Genomic DNA, 16,686 nt, shown 5'->3' with positions numbered 1-16,686 from the left:
ACAAGGGTCATTTTGTTTGCTGATGGACTGTGTGTGCATTGCAGTTTTTACAATACTTCTTGATTGTCAGCCGCTTGGATGACTTCTCTCTGTTGTCCGTCGTATAATTTCTAGAACCACAATCACTGCAAGCCCATATAATTTTACTTTTCATCACAACCGCACCTTATATCAACATATCTTTTAAAAAATACCATGAAAAGAAAGTATCGTCAACATGGCTTACGGTGTTCAAAATGTGATTTCACGCAATTCCAAATAGCGTTCCAGCTTTCTTTTCACCCTTTGGAGAGCATTATCGATCGATTTCACATGTCGGTCCAGCTCATAGGAAATTTCCTGATAAGTGCGCCCATCCAAATAAAGGGCAAGCACTTTCCTTTCCAAATCGCTCAGCAGTTCTGTCATTTTATCTTCTATACTATTAAACCGCTCTCTATGAATGAGCAGTTCTTCCGGATCCATGGTCTTCGCTCCAGAAATAACATCCATGAGTGTCCGGTCTGATTCTTCATCATAAATAGGCTTGTCCAAGGAAACATATGAGTTAAGTGGAATATGTTTTTGACGGGTAGCAGTTTTGATGGCGGTAATGATTTGTCTTGTAATGCAAAGTTCAGCAAAAGCTTTAAATGAGGCGAGTTTTTCTTCCTTAAAATCACGAATTGCTTTATAAAGCCCAATCATGCCTTCCTGTACAATATCTTCATTGTCCGCTCCTATTAGAAAATAGGACCGGGCCTTCGCCCTTACAAAATTGCGGTATTTTTTAATTAGATAATCAAGAGCTTCACTATCACCTTTGTGTACCAGTTCAATCAGTGCTTCATCTTCCAGCAAATCAAAAGCTGTGTCTTTATCTAGTTTAATGTATGAAATCACTCTGATCCCCCGCTCCTGTAAAACCGTCGATAGAATTATTATACATGACAGAATTTTCTAACGTCAACCAGTCATTTTTTTCCTCGTCTCCACTTTTCAAAGATTTCTGTCATATCCTGACTTAAATTAATCCTGCGTAAAGGGGCCCTTTCTTGCGTTTTTTCGACCTTCTTTTCAATTCTGCGTTCTGTGTCTAATATTTCCTCTAATAACTCCCGCGCTGATATTCTTAGGGCTCCCTGTCCAAAAATCGCCCACTGTTCAGTAAAGTCAGAGGTTGCCACATAAATTTGCGTCGTACGATTGTTCAGCTCATTAGCCAACTTTTCGATCCGCTCATCAGCAGTCTCCTCCGACTTTGTATAAATCACATCAACGCGATGCTTCGTATATTTGTTTTCAATCCCTTTTACATCATAAGCATCAAAAACAACAATCACTTTGAAATCAGTAAACCCCTGATATTCTGCCAATATTTCTATGAGCCTGTCCCTTGCCTCCGCCAAATCCTTTTGCTTCAGCTGCACCAGCTCGGGCCAGGCACCGATCATGTTGTACCCATCGACGATCAAAATATTCATGTGATCACCTCTCCAGCGGCTGGCGCTTTCGGTATACTTCATACATTAAGAGTGCAGCCGCCACAGAGGCGTTTAATGATGTTACATGCCCAGCCATTGGTAAATGTATCCGAAAATCGCATTTTTCTTTAACCAACCGGCTCATTCCTCTGCCTTCACTGCCAATGACAACAGCAAGTGGGAGCGAAGCGTCCATCTGGCGGTAATCCGTGCTTTCTTCAGCATCTGTCCCAAAGATCCAAACGCCCCGGTCCTTTAACTCATCCATTGTTCTTGCAAGATTCGTTACGCGCGCAACCGGGATATGTTCAATTGCACCAGTCGATAATTTCGCAACCGTTGATGTCAGACCGACTGCCCGCCTTTTCGGGATAATGATTCCATGTACATTCGCCGCATCTGCTGTTCTTAGGATGGAGCCCAGATTATGGGGATCCTCAAGCTCGTCCAGTATAAGAAAAAAAGGATCCTCTCCCTTTAATGCTGCCCGCTCGAACAGCTCTTCCAAATCAGCATACCGATAAGCGGCTACTTCAGCGATGGCACCTTGATGGTTTTCTTCAGTCATCTGATCGATTTTCTTCCTTGGAACATATTGAATTTGGACCCGCTTTTCTTTTGCCAGCTTAATGATGGCTTGCATCTGCCCTTTTTGAGATCCTTCAGCTATCAAGATCTTATGAATGTCTCGTTCCGACCTGAGTGCTTCCAATATGGGGTTTTTTCCTGCAATCCACTGCTGGCTCATATAGCTCCTCCTCTTTCTTGATTGATAACCTCGATGATTTTTTCAATTAGCTCTTCCAAACGTTTTTGCTCATTTGCCAAGTATAACCAGCCGATCAATGCTTCCAAAGCCGTGCTATGTCTATATGTTTGCACATCCGTATTTTTAGGGACCGTTCCTGACTTGGCGTTTCTGCCCCGCCTGGCGATTTCGAGTTCTTCCCCAGATAAAAAATTGGTATCGATCAGCACCTTCAAAGCAGCCGCTTGTGCTTTTGCTGAGACATAGCGAGTGGCTTCCAAATGAAGCTTATTAGGCCTTGTTTTCCCGCTTTCCAACAAACGGCCGCGAATGAAAACATCATAAATGGCATCGCCCATATAGGCGAGTGCCAAACTATTCAACTGTTTATAATCCACTTTTGGCGGAAAGTTCATGGTCATCCCCGCTTCCACCTAGTACCTTGTGCCGTGTCTTCCAAAATGATATTCATGTCTTTTAACTGGTCGCGGATTTGATCTGCCAGCTGGAAATTGCGATCCCTTCTGGCCTGATTCCGTTGTTCAATAAGTTGTTCGATATCCTCATCAAGCAACTCTTCTGCTTCCAGTTCAAGCCCCAATACAGGGAATAAACTTTCAAATTCAGTCATAAATGCCCGAATGACAGCAACAGAAGTATTTTTCTCCATTAAGTAATAATTAGCTTGCTTTGCTAGTTCGAAGAGGACAGAGATACCATCAGCAGTATTGAAGTCATCATCCATCTTGTCTACGAATTCCTGATGCAGAGCTTTTATTTTATCGATCCATTCCTGTCCATCGCCCGCCAGGTCGGCACTTGTTTCAAGGCGGTGTTTCAAGTTTTGGTAAGATGTCTTCAGCCTTTCAAGTCCAGCACCTGCATCTGCTACGAGATTTTCCGAGTAGTTGATCGGATTTCGGTAATGTACAGACAACATGAAAAACCTAAGAATCTGCGGATCAACTTGCTTAATAATGTCGTTAACCAACACAAAGTTTCCGAGTGATTTAGACATCTTTTCATTGTCGATATTAATATAGCCATTATGCATCCAATAGCGGGCAAAAAGCTTTCCAGTCATGGCTTCAGATTGGGCTATCTCATTTTCATGGTGAGGGAAAGTCAAATCCTGTCCTCCCGCATGAATATCGATTGTGTCACCAAGATACTCTCTTGCCATTGCGGAACATTCAATATGCCAGCCAGGGCGACCTTCTCCCCATGGGCTTTCCCAGAAGATCTCCCCTTCCTTTGCCGCTTTCCAAAGGGCGAAGTCAAGAGCATCTTCCTTCAATTCACCTGGTTGGATACGAGCCCCGACCTTTAAATCATCAACTAATTGGTGTGACAGTTTTCCATACCCATCAAATTTCCTTGTCCGGTAATAAACATCCCCACCAGATTCATAGGCATATCCTTTTTGAATAAGCACTTCAATAAATTCGATGATGACATCTATATTTTCCGTCACCCGTGGATGATCATCGGCTTTTTTGCAGCCCAAGGCAAGAATATCCTCGAAAAAAGCATCAACAAACCGATTGGCAAGCGTAAGTGCGTCCATTTGAAGTTCTTTAGCTGCATTAATAATTTTATCGTCAACGTCTGTGAAATTGGAGACATAATGGACGTCGTAGCCCCGGTATTCCAAATAACGGCGGACCGTATCAAATATAATTGCCGGGCGGGCATTCCCAATATGAATATAGTTGTAAACAGTTGGTCCGCAAACATACATTTTAACTTTTCCTTCTTCGAGCGGAACGAATTCCTCTTTTTGTCGCGTCAATGTGTTGTATATCCTGATTGTCATCCTGAATGACTCCTCTCTTTCTTTAGAGCTGAAAGCTCCATATTCAAGCGGGCAATTTCCTGCTCCATTGTTGCGAGTTTATCTGAAATCGGATCTGGCAGATCACTGTGGTTCAGATCCTTCCTTACTTTTACTCCATCTCTAACGACAACCCGACCTGGAATCCCGACTACAGTGGAGTTGGGAGGAACATCTTTTAAAACGACTGAGCCTCCGCCGACTTTAGAATTTTCTCCAATAGTAATGTTGCCAAGGACTTTCGCTCCAGTTGCAATTAAAGCATTGTCTTTAATAGTTGGATGCCGCTTACCTTTTTCTTTCCCTGTTCCTCCGAGTGTCACCCCTTGGTAAACGGTGACACCATCACCGATTTCGCAAGTTTCACCAATTACCACTCCCATTCCGTGATCAATAAAGAAACGGCGGCCGATTTTCGCTCCCGGGTGAATTTCTATCCCCGTAAAAAAGCGGTTAATCTGTGAAATCAGCCTTGCAATAAAGAACATCTTTCTTTTAAAGAATACATGGGCAACTCTATGAGCCCAAATGGCGTGCAAGCCGGAATACGTTAAGATGACTTCAATGTTTGTGCGGGCGGCCGGATCCTGATCAAACACTGTTGCAATATCTTCCTTCATTCGTTTGAACATGGTGATCACTCCTCTCTTTTTTCCGAAAATAAAAAAAGCGTCTCTATATACAGAGACGCTTACGGCGCGGTTCCACTCTGGTTGGGTGTCTTTAAAACATTTCCACACCCCAACTTATCCCTTGTAACGTAGGGTACCCGCTTGCGTTTAATTGGCAAACAGCCGTTCAACACAAGGCTCCGAGGTGCATGTTCAAAAAACGAGTAGCTCAAACCGCTCTCAGCCAGTGGCGGTTCTCTCTGATCAGCATCGATTTCCTACTTTTCCTCGTCATTGCTTTTAACTATGACTATAATATATTACATTTTGTTCTAAATGTTAATAGGAAAGCGCAAAGGCAAGTAGACTTAGGCGACCATTACAAGGAATCTGCCTGATATCCCTTGCTTTGGAGCTTTCCTAAATAGTGTCTTTGTTATCCTTGGATCAGGCGTTCCAACCGCAATTTTACTTTTTGCTTCCCTAACAATTCAATCGCATTTGGAAGTTCTGGGCCTTTCATTTCGCCTGTAACGGCAACTCTAATTGGCATAAACAGCTTCTTGCCTTTATGTCCGGTTTCTTTTTGGACAGTTTTCATGGCCTTTTTAATTTCCCCTGCTTCAAACGGATCCAATTCCGAAACCTGTTGGTAAAACGCCTGAAGTACTTCCTGTACTTGCTCCTCCTCTAAAACAGCCTTTTCCGCTTCACCAAATTGAATATCATCCTGGAAGAATTGCTTGGAAAACTCAACAATTTCTGCTCCGTAGCTCATTTGTTCTTGATAAAGAGCAATGAGACTCCGTGCCCATTTTTCTTCTTCCGCCGTTGGCTGTTCAGGGATTAATCCCGCCTTTTTCAAATGCGGCATGGCTAATTCGACAACTCTATCCAAGTCTTGCTTTTTCATGTACTGATTATTCGTCCAGGCAAGCTTATTTTTGTCGAACAAAGCTGGGGATTTCGACAAGCGATTGGCATCAAAAATGTCGATTAATTCTTGTCTTGAAAAAATTTCTTCCTCCCCTTCTGGCGACCAACCGAGCAAAGCAATGAAGTTGAATAAAGCTTCAGGAATGTACCCTAGATCCGCATACTGCTCGATAAATTGAATGATTGATTCGTCCCGCTTGCTGAGCTTCCTGCGGCTCTCGTTGACAATAAGTGTCATATGGCCAAAAACCGGAGGTTCCCACCCAAATGCATCATAAACCATCAATTGTTTCGGTGTATTAGAAATGTGATCATCTCCACGTAAAACATGGCTGATCTCCATTAAATAGTCATCAACAGCAACAGCAAAATTATACGTTGGAATGCCGTCTTTCTTTACGATGACAAAATCACCGATCCCATCGGAATCGAAAGAAACTTTATTTTTAACCATATCGTTAAAAGCAATTTCTTTTCCAGAAGGTACTTTGAAGCGAATGCTTGGTTCGCGGCCTTCCGCTGCGAGTTCCTCCTGTTCTTCTGCTGTTAAATGACGGCATTTTCCAGAGTAACGCGGCATCTCCTTACGGGCAATTTGCGCTTCTCTTTCCGCTTCTAATTCTTCCGGAGTACAGTAGCATTTATAAGCCTGTCCGCTCTCCAAAAGCTGATTATAATATTTTTGGTAGATATCATTGCGTTCTGATTGGCGGTATGGACCGTAGCCTCCATCTTTGTCAATGCTCTCATCCCAATCGATCCCCAACCATTTTAAATAGGTTAGCTGGCTCTGCTCTCCGCCTTCAATATTTCTTTTTTGGTCCGTATCTTCGATCCGAATGATGAATTTTCCACCCTTATTGCGGGCAAATAAATAATTGAATAATGCAGTACGTGCATTTCCTATATGAAGATGCCCTGTAGGGCTTGGCGCGTAACGTACCCTTATGTCGCTTGACATTGTGTAATGCCTCCTCAATATTTCCATAATTGCTTAAGTATGATGAATTTGTCTAGACATTATGCCTAGCTCTAACTAGCAGACTTCGTGCCGCCCCTGTGATTAAGTAAACATTGGTTTTGAATAGTACAGGTGAAGCGACAAAAAATCTCGCGTTCGGTGGACAGCCCGGCTACAAGACGCGTCCGTGTTATCCGGCTGCCAGTACTATGGTTTTTCAACGTTCACTTTCCTTATGTTGACAAGCAGATGCTCTCGCACTTCCTTATCTTCATCACATCAGAGGCACTTGCGCTATTCCTTTTATTTTACAATAACACTGGCGTTCTTGAAAGCCGGCGATTCTAATCATCCGATTTTGTAATCAAAACTACAGCTTGTGAAGCAATGCCTTCTTCCCGCCCAACAAATCCAAGGCGCTCTGTTGTCGTTGCTTTTACATTCACCTGTTCTTTGTCGGCTTCAAGCAATTCAGCGATTCTCTCCCGCATCGGTTCAATATATGGTGCCATTTTAGGTTTTTGAGCCATGATTGTGCAATCAACGTTCCCAAGCTTATAACCTTTTTCTTTCACAAGCTGCCACACATATGCAAGTAAGCGGGCTGAATCCAAGTCCTTATTCGCCATGTCTGTATCTGGAAAATGCCGGCCAATGTCGCCTTCTCCAATAGCTCCCAGGCAGGCATCAGCAACTGTATGTAATAAAACGTCTGCATCTGAATGGCCAATGAGACCCCGCTCATGAGGAATGCGGATGCCGCCTATAATTAGAGGCCTTCCTTCTGCAAACTCATGTACATCAAATCCTTGTCCAACTCTAAACATGTATCTATTGCTCCCCTCACCGATCCCCATTTTTTCGTTTTGCCAAAATAGCTTCGGCAAAATATAAATCCTCGGGGGTCGTTAACTTAATATTGTCGTAGTCACTTTCTATAATCATGACAGGCAACCCGATTTTTTCAACAAGAGAGGCTTCATCCGTTCCTAAAAAATCTTGTTCTTTGGCTTGCTTATGTGCACTCATTAAAATTGGCAAACGAAAAGCTTGTGGAGTTTGAATTTGCCACAAGCCCGATCGATCGACTGTCTCAACCACTTGATTCTGATCTGCTCTTTTTATTGTATCTTTTACAGGGACAGCTGCTATGGCAGCACCGTTGTCATGTGCCGACTGAACAAGCCGGCTGATCGTTTGTTGGCGGATGAAAGGACGAGCGCCGTCATGAACTAGAATGATCTCTTCACTGGCAGCTTTTAATCCATTATATACGCTGTGCTGGCGCTCATCACCACCAAAAACAAATTCGATTTTTCCATGTTTCGGATGACCAGTCAGAATGTCCTTGAAGTAATTTTCATCGCCCGGCTGAATAACCAGGATTATTTTTTTACAGTGACGGTCACTTTCAAACACATCCAGTGTATGAAGGATAACCGGCCGGTTGGCCACTTCAATGAATAGCTTATTTCGACCTGCTCCCATTCTTTTTCCCGATCCCGCAGCGGGGATAATCACCTGATAATCCAACTGAAATTCTCCTGTTCCTATAAAGCTTTTTCCAATAATTTTGGTTTGGCAAAAATCATGCGGCCAGCAGATGTCTGTAAAACACTTGTAACGATAACATCAATTCTTTTGCCAATATAATCTCTTCCTTCTTCCACAACAATCATTGTTCCATCATCAAGATAAGCAACACCTTGATTGTATTCTTTACCGTCCTTGATGACTTGGACATTCAGCTCTTCCCCAGGTAATACAACTGGCTTTACTGCATTTGCAAGATCATTGATATTCAATACAGGAACGTCTTGGATTTCACATACTTTATTCAAGTTAAAGTCATTCGTAACAACAGTCCCATGCATTAACTTCGCCAGTTTGACAAGCTTGCTATCTACTTCCTGAATGTCTTCAAAATCTCCTTCGTACATTTCCACTTCGATGTTGATTTCCTTCTGAATACGGTTCAATGTATCCAATCCGCGCCTTCCACGGTTTCGTTTCAACGCATCCGAGGAATCTGCGATATGCTGCAATTCAGCAAGCACAAAATGAGGGATAACCAGAACACCGTCCAAAAAGCCTGTCTGGCATATATCTGCAATTCTTCCATCAATAATGACACTTGTATCCAAGATTTTCAGCCTTCTTGAAGAGTACTTGGATTTATTGGCAGCCTCTTCCGCATCCTCTTTCTTTTTATTTGCACGATTGAAGGAGAAAAAACTGGTTAGTTCTTCTTTCTTTTTAAAGCCGACTTGAAAGCCAAGATACCCCATCAGCAGGGTCAGTAAAATCGGAACCACTTCATTCACAATAGGTAATTCAGTCTGGTTAATGGCCAGTCCTGCAAGGAAGGCGATAATCAGTCCGAAAATCAGTCCCAGACTTCCAAATAAAATATCCGAGACAGGGGCTTTGACAATGCGATCTTCAAACCATTTAACAAAATGGACAACATGGTCAACCGCCCAAAAAGTAATGACATAAATTATGATAGCACCTATAAGAGCATTTACTAATGGATTATTAATTAAAACGATTTGATCGAGAGAAGCCAATTTTAAAAGTTCAGGGACGAAGAAAACGCCAAGAGTTCCCCCGATAAGCAAAAAACACGCCTGAACTATTCGTTTTAACATGCTCTCACCTCCTTATTCTAATTATAAGCAACTTACCTATTTTAAAAACATGAAGGATCTAATTAATTATAGAATCATTCTTATTCCCCATGATTTTATTATACTAATATAGCTATAGTATGTTCAGTCCACTTACTACTACTTTAGCAAAATGACTTCAGTGAGTCTATTTCACTTCTGTAACAATTATGATTCCCACAGCTTAATTAAAAGCTTGCCGCAGCGCTTCTTCGACTGTTGCCACACCAATCAGTTCAATTCCCTCGGGCACCTTCCAGCCGCCAATATTTTTATCAGGAACTAAGGCTCGGGTAAAACCCAATTTGGCAGCTTCCTGTACCCGTTGTTCAATCCTGGAGACCCGCCGCACTTCCCCGGTCAATCCCACTTCCCCGATGATGCAGTCTGCTTGTCTCGTCGGCTGATCCCGGAAGCTTGAGGCAATACTTACAGCTATCGCCAAATCGATTGCCGGCTCGTCCAGTTTTACTCCACCGGCCACTTTTAAATAGGCATCCTGATTCTGCAATAGTAAACCCACGCGTTTTTCCAATACTGCCATCAACAAGGAGACCCGGTTATGATCAATACCGGTGGCCATTCGACGTGGATTTCCATAGCTTGTCGGCGAAATCAACGCCTGGATCTCCACAAGCACCGGCCTTGTCCCTTCCATTGACGCAACAACCGTTGATCCTGACGTTCCCTTTGACCTCTCTTCTAGAAAAATCTCAGAAGGATTTTCTACTTCATCCAAGCCAAATTCTTTCATTTCAAAAATACCGATTTCGTTTGTAGAACCAAAACGATTTTTTACCGCCCTAAGGATGCGATATGTATGATGCCGCTCCCCTTCAAAATACAGAACAGTATCCACCATGTGCTCCAAAAGCCTCGGTCCTGCAATGGCTCCTTCTTTTGTTACGTGTCCTACTATGAAAATGGCGATTCCTTTCGTCTTCGCAATTTTCATTAGCTCAGCGGTACATTCACGAACTTGGGAAACACTTCCTGGTGCAGAAGTGACCTCAGGATGATAGACGGTTTGAATCGAATCGACTACTACAAAATCCGGAGATAAATCTGAGATTGTCTGGTGAATAAATTCGAGATTCGTTTCTGCATATATATAAAGGCTGGGGGAAGAAACATGGAGTCTGTCTGCTCTTAACTTTGTCTGTTTGACAGATTCCTCGCCGGAAATATACAATACCTTTCTATCCGTCTCTGCCAGCTGGGAAGATACCTGCAAAAGCAAGGTTGATTTCCCGATTCCCGGGTCCCCACCGATTAACACAAGAGAACCAGCGACAACTCCGCCACCCAGCACGCGGTTGAACTCTTTCAGTTTTGTCTCTACTCTCGGTTCATTTTCAGTTTGAATGGTGGTGATCGGCGTCGCTTTTGCCCCTGCTTCATCAGATGGGCTTAAAGATCCTTTTCTACCCTTCCCGGTGATTTCCACCTCTTCAACCATTTGATTCCATTCTCCACAGCCAGGACAACGTCCCATCCATTTAGGGGATTCATATCCGCAGCTTTGACACATGAATTTTGTCTTTTTCTTCGCCAACTACTTTCTTCCCCCTTCTCATCTATCAACTATAAAAGGTCTATATGTCAGACAGATGTCAAATCTGTATGTTTCAACAACAAATGCAACTGGTTTTTTACTTTGTGAAAAACCTGAGGGAATGATTTCAGTTTCCTTAAAGGCTCTCCGTTTAAGCTTATGATCCTAATAAACTGAGCAGCAAAGCTTAAAAGCCGTTCTGTCATAATCCTTCAGCTAATCCTGTTCCTTTGCTCTAGGACATTGGCATTTCTGTTTAATGTTATAATGTCTTATTATCTGTCAAGTCAGGGCTGACAAACAAAGATGGGGTACACGGATCCGTTCTCCATGTACCCCTAAGATATTAGGAAATAGCAGACCCTTCTTTTGCTGCTCTTACTTTAAATTCCCCATCCTCGACATCAACGACGACTTTTTGCCCCATCTTAATCGTTCCTTTCAGCAGTTCCTCCGAGAGTCGGTCCTCTACAAACTTTTGAATGGCCCTTCTGAGTGGACGGGCTCCGTATTCAGGATCAAAACCTTCTTCCGTGATTTTATCTTTTGCTGCATCAGTCAACTCAAGTTCCATATCCTGCTCTTTCAAGCGGGAGATCAACTGGTTGGCCATCAATGTGGCAATTTTCTTCAAGTGTGGTTTCTCCAAAGCATGGAAGACGATAATTTCATCGACCCTGTTCAAAAATTCGGGACGGAATGCCTTTTTCAGTTCCTCCATGACTTGGCCTTTCATGTCTTTATAATCCTGTTCGCCATCCTGAATGGCAAAGCCGACATATTTATTGCGTTGTAATGCCTGAGCTCCAACGTTCGATGTCAAAATGAGAACAGTGTTTCGGAAGTCGACTGTTCTTCCCTTTGAATCAGTCAAGCGTCCGTCCTCCAGCACTTGGAGTAAAATGTTAAACACATCAGGATGCGCCTTTTCAATCTCATCCAATAAGATGACAGAATATGGTTTGCGGCGTACCTTTTCAGTTAGCTGACCGCCTTCTTCAAATCCGACGTATCCAGGAGGCGACCCAACAAGACGAGACGTTGAATGTTTTTCCATATACTCGGACATATCAAGACGGATGATAGCATCTTCATCTCCGAACATGGATTCTGCAAGCGCTCTGGCCAACTCTGTCTTACCTACACCGGTTGGTCCCAAGAAGATGAAGGAACCGATTGGACGCTTCGGATCTTTAAGTCCTGCTCTTGCTCTCCGTACTGCTTTTGCAACAGATTTAACTGCTTCTTCCTGCCCGATAACCCGTGAATGAAGGATCTCTTCGAGTTTTAACAGTCTTTCTGTTTCCGTTGAGGCCAGCTTGGATACAGGAACACCAGTCCAGCTTGAGACAACTTGTGCAATGTCCTCGACCGTCACTTCTGTGTTTTCCTGTCCCTGTTTTTCTTTCCATGTCTTCTTCGTTTCTTCTAGCTCTTCACGGAGCTTTTGCTCTGAATCTCTTAAAGAAGCAGCTTTTTCGAATTCCTGACTTTGAACGGCTGCATCTTTCTCTTTGCGAATGGATTCAAGCTTTACTTCCAATTCTTTTAAATTGGGCGGTGTTGTATAGGATCGAAGTCGGACTTTGGAACCTGCTTCATCAATTAGGTCAATCGCCTTATCAGGAAGGAAACGGTCTGAAATATAACGATCTGCCAATTTTACTGCCGCTTCAATTGCGTCATCTGTAATCGATACCCTATGATGAGCTTCATAGCGATCGCGGAGCCCCTCCAATATTTGGATGGATTCTTCGACTGTTGGCTCATCTACTTGTATAGGTTGGAATCTGCGCTCTAGTGCAGCATCCTTTTCGATGTACTTGCGGTATTCATCCAGAGTTGTAGCACCGATACATTGTAACTCTCCACGAGCAAGCGAAGGCTTTAAAATATTTGATGCATCGATAGCTCCTTCTGCTCCCCCTGCGCCGATCAATGTATGAAGTTCATCGATAAATAGAATAATATTACCTGCCTGCCTAATCTCATCCATGACTTTTTTCAAACGATCCTCAAACTCACCACGATATTTAGTACCTGCTACGACCGTTCCCATATCTAGTGTCATCACCCTCTTGTCACGGAGAGTTTCAGGCACTTCGTTATTGATAATTTGCTGTGCAAGGCCTTCTGCAATCGCTGTTTTACCAACTCCAGGTTCACCAATGAGAACCGGATTGTTTTTGGTGCGCCTGCTCAATACTTCAATAACCCTTTGGATCTCTTTATTTCGGCCGATAACAGGATCTAAAGTTCCTTCTCTCGCTATCGCTGTCAAATCCCGTGCCAGACTGTCAAGTGTAGGAGTGTTGGCACTCGCGGAAGTTCCGCCATGGCTACTTGCTTCATTACTGCCCAACAGCTGCAGCACCTGCTGACGAGCTTTGTTCAGGCTCACACCGAGATTATTTAATACCCTTGCTGCAACCCCTTCCCCTTCACGAATAAGGCCCAGCAGTATATGTTCAGTGCCAACGTATGAATGTCCAAGCTTTCTTGCTTCATCCATTGACAGTTCAATTACTTTTTTCGCACGCGGCGTATAATGAATGGTTTGAGATGTGTCTTTTCCACGTCCAATCAGATTCTCGACCTCTTTTTGGATCTTCTCCGGACCCAGACCGAGTCCATATAGCGCTTTAGCTGCTATCCCTTCTCCCTCTCTGACCAATCCCAGTAAAATGTGCTCAGTTCCGATATTGCCGTGACCAAGACGAACTGCCTCTTCCTGTGAAAGGGCTAATACTTTTTGAGCTCTCTCTGTAAAACGACCAAACATCATACTAATCTCCTCCTGTCCGACTCTCTTCTAGTTTCAATCTTTCCCGTATCAATGCCGCCCTCTTGATATCTCGTTCTACAGGACGAAGCGGCCCTCCTGCATATTGCTGTAAAAACCCTGGTTGAGTTAAAATCATTAATTCATTTAAAATATTTCTGGAAAGATGAGTAATATATCCTGTATCTATGCCCAATCTGACATCAGATAAACATTCAGAAGCTTCTTTTGTTTCAATAATCCTGCTATTTGCTAAAATTCCGTAGGAACGGAAAACTTTATTCTCTAATTGAATGCTTGAAGTCTTTACCAACGCTTCTCGAGCTGCTCTTTCCTGCGCAACTATTTGCTGGACAACGCTAATCAAATCCCCAATGATGTCTTCTTCAGACTTCCCAAGCGTAATTTGGTTAGATATTTGGAAAATATTACCTAAAGCTTCGCTGCCTTCACCATAAATACCGCGTACCACAAGTCCCAGTTGGTTAATTGCAGGAATAATCCGGTTCATTTGATGAGTTAAAATTAGGGCAGGCAAGTGAACCATGACAGATGCCCGTAGCCCCGTACCAACATTGGTCGGACAGCTTGTTAAATATCCCAGCTTCTCATCGAAGGCATAATCGATCCTTTCTTCCAGAATATTATCAATAACATTCGCCCGTTCCAGCGCTTCGCTTATTTGAAGGCCCGGGAACAGACATTGGATCCTGATATGATCTTCTTCATTGATCATGATGCTGATATCTTCCTGGTCTGAAAGCAAAACAGCCCCGTGCGTTGCATGTTCAGCCAAGCGTGGGCTGATCAAATGCTTTTCTACCAGCACCCTTTTTTCCAGACCTTTCAAATCATCAATTTCCAAAAATTCCAGTTTCCCAAAGTCCTTGTTAACTTTTTGTTCAAAGATACCTCTCGTTTTGTTAATTATTTCTCTTGCCTCATCATTGGTAAACAAAGTGGGGAACATATAATTACGTAAATTCCTGGCATATCTTATCCGGGAGCTGAGAATAATATCAGAATCGGGGCCTTCTGAGCTCATCCAGGAACTGACAGCCTGATTAAGGAACTTTTCGAGACTCATTCCGTTTTCTCCTCCCCTTCAGCCAATTTTTTTTCAAGGGAGCGGATTTGGTCGCGCATTTCTGCAGCTTTTTCAAACTCTTCTTGTTCAATTAAAGCAGCAAGCTCGTTTTTATATTTTTTGATTTTCTTTTTCAAGTGCAAAGATCCACCAATCCTCTTTGGAACCTTCCCACCATGAGTGATGTTTCCACTGTGTAACCTTTTTAATATAGGTATCAACTGTTCTCTAAAAGCATTGTAACAGTTGGCACAGCCAAAACGGCCAATATCCGCGAATTGCTGATAGGTCATACCACAAACATCGCACTGGGTGACCTTGCTTCCAAGCGCAGAGTGAGAAGTAGTACTATGAAAGGATGGATTCAACAACCCAGCAAGCAAGGCGTTGATTGGAAATCCCGAATCTCCTTCCAAAAGAAACATTTCACCCTTTTCCTGCGCACATCGCTCACATAGCTGTACAACCGTTTTCTCCCCATTCACTACTTTTGTAAAATGCAGAGAGGCCGGCCTTTCTTTACATTCTTGACAAATCATCAAAGCCCTCCTCCTTTTTTTCTAGTCATATTTTATCGTCCGTAGTAGGGCCATCAGCATTCTGGCTCTTAATTCATCCCTTTCTGGCAAATCTATATACAATACAGAACGGTCAATCATATTCAATATAATCTTCGCCTCACGTTCTGATATAATATCTTCTTCCAATAACCTCAACACAACATCCTCTGCTCTGTTTTGTGATATCTTTTGACCAATTAAAACCTTCAATTGATCAAGCAAATGAGCTTGAGTATGAAGCCTAACCTTTGAAATGCGAATATAGCCTCCTCCGCCACGCTTGCTTTCCACCATGTATCCCCTTTCCATAGTGAAACGGGTGTTAATAACATAGTTTATTTGGGATGGGACGCATTGAAATTTATCCGCTACTTCGCTTCTTTTTATTTCTACGATTTCGCTTTCACTTAGTTCCAAAACGTGCTTTAAATAATTTTCAATAATATCGGATATATTCCGCACATCAAGCACCTCCTTACCTTGCTTGACTTTGACTATATTTGACTTATATTATACAAAATATACGACCCCATTGACAATCAATAACTTTATTTTATCATACCCATTCTTTCATAAACTCAACACTACCTAAAGCAAATTGGGACAAAAGACATCTTTGGAAATTACCTTTCTATAATAAATCCTCAAGGACTTGTTTAATTTTAGAAGGGTTTGTCTGCGGCGCATACCTCTTTACAACTTGGCCTTGTCGATCAATCAAGAATTTTGTAAAATTCCATTTGATTTCCTTTGTCAAAACTCCCTTCTTAGAATCGATAAGAAACCTGAATAATGGATGAGCCCCTTCACCTTTTACTTGGACTTTAGCGAAAACTGGAAAACTTACACCATAATTTATTTGACAGAAATCCAACGTCTGTTGAATATCATCAAATTCCTGTTTCATGAATTGATCACTCGGAAAACCAAGCACAGTGAAACCTTGATCTTTGTATGTATCATGTAGCTGCTGTAGCTCTTTTAGTTGAGGAGTAAAGCCGCATTTGCTAGCTGTATTGACAATCAGCAGCACTTTCCCTTGAAATTCACTTAAGGAAAGTTCTTTACCATCAGTTCTTTTAACAGTTATGTCGAATATGGTCATACGCTTCTCCTCCTAGTTTGTAGTTTATTTAATTCTGGGAAAGTATTCAGCTGGAAACAACCTTTATGATTTAAATTTTTATAGGGCCGTTCCGAGGATGTAAACTTTACAAGTGTGAAATGGTGAGGTTTTTGGGGAAATGCAGCAATCTTTGCCTGTGGGTTTTGTCTTTGAGTGGGAACGGATCTGATTCAGACATTGGGCTATAGAGGTTTTGGCTTCTGGATCAATATTTTTCACTTCGAACTGGTTATCGCTTTTGTCCTGGGATCATCTTTTTGGTTTCGAATCGGTTATTGTGCGAAATCTGGAGGAATCGTGCGAAAATCGGGTTTATCGTGCGATTTTTCGTTTTATCGTGCGAAATTGGAGGTT

Annotated in this window: 18 protein-coding genes and 1 other annotated feature; of the genes, 1 reads left to right on the top strand and 17 read right to left on the bottom strand. The window is 42.6% G+C overall.

The window, feature by feature from the left end:
- Nucleotides 1–7 precede the first annotated feature (7 nt).
- From rpmG to H9631_RS18845, 17 genes are all read right to left on the bottom strand, one after another.
- Entirely contained in the window at nt 8–154 is a 147-nt protein-coding gene (gene rpmG / locus H9631_RS18925; RefSeq protein ID WP_120118052.1) for a 50S ribosomal protein L33, read from the bottom strand.
- 77 nt (nt 155–231) lie between these two features.
- Complete coding sequence (gene sigH / locus H9631_RS18920; RefSeq protein WP_191815599.1) at nt 232–888, bottom strand: RNA polymerase sporulation sigma factor SigH; 657 nt, start codon at nt 886–888, stop codon at nt 232–234.
- Nucleotides 889–953: 65 nt separating this feature from the next.
- Nucleotides 954–1,463 (bottom strand): NYN domain-containing protein, encoded by a 510-nt coding sequence (locus H9631_RS18915; RefSeq protein WP_191815587.1) that lies wholly within the window; start codon nt 1,461–1,463, stop codon nt 954–956.
- Between the two features lie 4 nt (nt 1,464–1,467).
- Nucleotides 1,468–2,211, bottom strand: coding sequence for a 23S rRNA (guanosine(2251)-2'-O)-methyltransferase RlmB (rlmB, locus tag H9631_RS18910; RefSeq protein ID WP_191815586.1), 744 nt, complete (start codon nt 2,209–2,211; stop codon nt 1,468–1,470).
- Nucleotides 2,208–2,633: a Mini-ribonuclease 3 gene (locus H9631_RS18905; RefSeq protein ID WP_191815585.1), complete on the bottom strand. Its 426-nt coding sequence runs from the start codon at nt 2,631–2,633 to the stop codon at nt 2,208–2,210. The genes rlmB and H9631_RS18905 overlap by 4 nt, the downstream gene beginning before the upstream one ends.
- Complete coding sequence (gene cysS, locus H9631_RS18900; RefSeq protein ID WP_191815584.1) at nt 2,630–4,027, bottom strand: cysteine--tRNA ligase; 1,398 nt, start codon at nt 4,025–4,027, stop codon at nt 2,630–2,632. Before cysS ends, H9631_RS18905 begins: the two co-directional genes overlap by 4 nt.
- On the bottom strand, nt 4,024–4,677 hold the full coding sequence (cysE, locus tag H9631_RS18895) for a serine O-acetyltransferase (RefSeq protein ID WP_191815583.1): 654 nt from the start codon (nt 4,675–4,677) through the stop codon (nt 4,024–4,026). The genes cysS and cysE overlap by 4 nt, the downstream gene beginning before the upstream one ends.
- 48 nt (nt 4,678–4,725) lie before the next feature.
- Nucleotides 4,726–4,960 (bottom strand) — a binding site (T-box leader).
- 132 nt (nt 4,961–5,092) lie between these two features.
- A complete protein-coding gene (gene gltX / locus H9631_RS18890; RefSeq protein ID WP_191815582.1) occupies nt 5,093–6,553 on the bottom strand; it encodes a glutamate--tRNA ligase in 1,461 nt (486 codons plus the stop codon).
- Nucleotides 6,554–6,897: 344 nt separating this feature from the next.
- Nucleotides 6,898–7,380 (bottom strand): 2-C-methyl-D-erythritol 2,4-cyclodiphosphate synthase, encoded by a 483-nt coding sequence (ispF, locus tag H9631_RS18885; protein WP_191815581.1) that lies wholly within the window; start codon nt 7,378–7,380, stop codon nt 6,898–6,900.
- A 16-nt stretch (nt 7,381–7,396) separates the two neighbouring features.
- A complete protein-coding gene (gene ispD, locus H9631_RS18880; RefSeq protein ID WP_191815579.1) occupies nt 7,397–8,086 on the bottom strand; it encodes a 2-C-methyl-D-erythritol 4-phosphate cytidylyltransferase in 690 nt (229 codons plus the stop codon).
- A gap of 17 nt (nt 8,087–8,103) precedes the next feature.
- Nucleotides 8,104–9,204, bottom strand: coding sequence for a PIN/TRAM domain-containing protein (locus H9631_RS18875; RefSeq protein ID WP_191815577.1), 1,101 nt, complete (start codon nt 9,202–9,204; stop codon nt 8,104–8,106).
- Nucleotides 9,205–9,406: 202 nt separating this feature from the next.
- Nucleotides 9,407–10,777: a DNA repair protein RadA gene (gene radA / locus H9631_RS18870; RefSeq protein WP_191815575.1), complete on the bottom strand. Its 1,371-nt coding sequence runs from the start codon at nt 10,775–10,777 to the stop codon at nt 9,407–9,409.
- A 346-nt stretch (nt 10,778–11,123) separates the two neighbouring features.
- Complete coding sequence (clpC, locus tag H9631_RS18865) at nt 11,124–13,562, bottom strand: ATP-dependent protease ATP-binding subunit ClpC (protein WP_191815572.1); 2,439 nt, start codon at nt 13,560–13,562, stop codon at nt 11,124–11,126.
- Between the two features lies 1 nt (nt 13,563).
- The gene (locus H9631_RS18860; protein WP_191815570.1) at nt 13,564–14,646 is read right to left on the bottom strand and encodes a protein arginine kinase; all 1,083 of its coding nucleotides are present in this window, start codon (nt 14,644–14,646) and stop codon (nt 13,564–13,566) included.
- Entirely contained in the window at nt 14,643–15,185 is a 543-nt protein-coding gene (locus tag H9631_RS18855; protein WP_191815569.1) for a UvrB/UvrC motif-containing protein, read from the bottom strand. Before H9631_RS18855 ends, H9631_RS18860 begins: the two co-directional genes overlap by 4 nt.
- Nucleotides 15,186–15,206: 21 nt before the next feature.
- A complete protein-coding gene (locus H9631_RS18850; protein ID WP_191815567.1) occupies nt 15,207–15,668 on the bottom strand; it encodes a CtsR family transcriptional regulator in 462 nt (153 codons plus the stop codon).
- 169 nt (nt 15,669–15,837) lie between these two features.
- Nucleotides 15,838–16,311 carry a glutathione peroxidase gene (locus tag H9631_RS18845; RefSeq protein ID WP_191815565.1) on the bottom strand — a complete coding sequence of 158 codons (474 nt, stop codon included), beginning with the start codon at nt 16,309–16,311 and terminating at the stop codon, nt 15,838–15,840.
- Nucleotides 16,312–16,485: 174 nt separating this feature from the next.
- On the opposite strand from H9631_RS18845, the gene H9631_RS22470 reads away from it, so the two are divergent.
- Nucleotides 16,486–16,686 (top strand): hypothetical protein (locus H9631_RS22470; protein WP_225221155.1); only part of this gene is annotated, 201 nt, incomplete at its 3' end.

Source organism: Bacillus norwichensis, assembly GCF_014836955.1.
Lineage (GTDB): Bacteria > Bacillota > Bacilli > Bacillales > Bacillaceae_C > Siminovitchia > Siminovitchia norwichensis.
This window is presented reverse-complemented; position numbering and strand designations above follow the sequence as displayed.